At 44.5% G+C, this 1,190-nt stretch carries 1 protein-coding gene; it reads left to right on the top strand.

Annotated elements, in window-relative coordinates:
- Position 1: 1 nt before the first annotated feature.
- Positions 2-1,189 carry an elongation factor Tu gene (gene tuf / locus DWV85_RS09280; RefSeq protein WP_012864763.1) on the top strand — a complete coding sequence of 396 codons (1,188 nt, stop codon included), beginning with the start codon at positions 2-4 and terminating at the stop codon, positions 1,187-1,189.
- The last annotated feature ends 1 nt before the right edge of the window (position 1,190 follow it).

Genomic DNA, 1,190 nt, shown 5'->3' with positions numbered 1-1,190 from the left:
AATGGCAAAAGAAAAATTTGAACGTACGAAACCGCATGTTAACATCGGTACAATCGGTCACGTTGACCATGGTAAAACTACTTTGACTGCTGCAATCACTAAAGTATTGGCTGAAAAAGGTCAAGCTGACTTCCAAGATTACAGCATGATTGATAAAGCTCCAGAAGAACGCGAACGCGGTATCACAATCAACACTGCACACGTTGAGTATGAAACTGCTAACCGTCACTATGCACACGTTGACTGCCCAGGCCATGCTGACTATGTTAAAAACATGATTACTGGTGCGGCTCAAATGGACGGCGCTATCTTGGTTGTATCCGCAGCTGACGGCCCTATGCCTCAAACTCGCGAACACATCTTGTTGGCTCGCCAAGTTGGTGTTCCTGCAATCGTAGTATTCTTGAACAAAGCTGACATGGTTGACGATGAAGAATTGATCGAATTGGTAGAAATGGAAGTTCGTGAACTTCTTTCTTCCTACGAATTCCCTGGCGACGAAGTACCTATCGTTGTAGGTTCCGCGTTGAAAGCTTTGGAAGGCGATGCTCAATATGTAGCTAAAATTGACGAATTGATGGACGCTGTAGACTCCTACATCCCAACACCAGTTCGTGATACTGATAAACCATTCTTGATGCCTGTGGAAGACGTTTTCACAATCACTGGTCGTGGTACAGTAGCAACTGGCCGTGTTGAACGTGGTCAAGTAAACGTTGGTGATACTGTTGAAGTAGTAGGCTTGAAAGAAAAAGCTGAACAATATGTAGTAACAGGTCTTGAAATGTTCCGTAAAGTGTTGGATTCTGCAGTAGCAGGTGACAACGTAGGTGCATTGCTTCGTGGTGTTGATCGTAAAGACATCGAACGTGGTCAAGTATTGGCTAAACCAGGCTCCATCAACCCACACACAAAATTCAAAGCAGAAGTATACGTATTGACTAAAGAAGAAGGTGGCCGTCATACTCCATTCTTCTCCAACTACCGTCCACAATTCTATTTCCGTACAACAGACGTAACAGGTGTTGTAAACCTTCCTGAAGGTGTAGAAATGTGTATGCCTGGCGATAACGTAACAATGGAAATCGAATTGATTACTCCAATCGCTATCGAAGAAGGTCTTCGCTTCGCGATCCGCGAAGGTGGCCATACAGTAGGCGCTGGCGTAGTAACAGAAATCGAAGGTTAAT

The organism is Veillonella sp. AF13-2 (assembly GCF_003603295.1).
Taxonomy (GTDB): Bacteria; Bacillota; Negativicutes; order Veillonellales; family Veillonellaceae; genus Veillonella; species Veillonella parvula_E.
Note: the sequence above shows the minus strand (reverse complement) of the source record. Positions and strands in the feature narration are given on the sequence as shown.

Excerpts from the sequence above, each read along its gene's own strand:
- tuf (WP_012864763.1), top strand. The coding sequence starts at position 2 with ATGGCAAAAGAAAAATTTGAACGTACGAAACCGCATGTTAACATCGGT.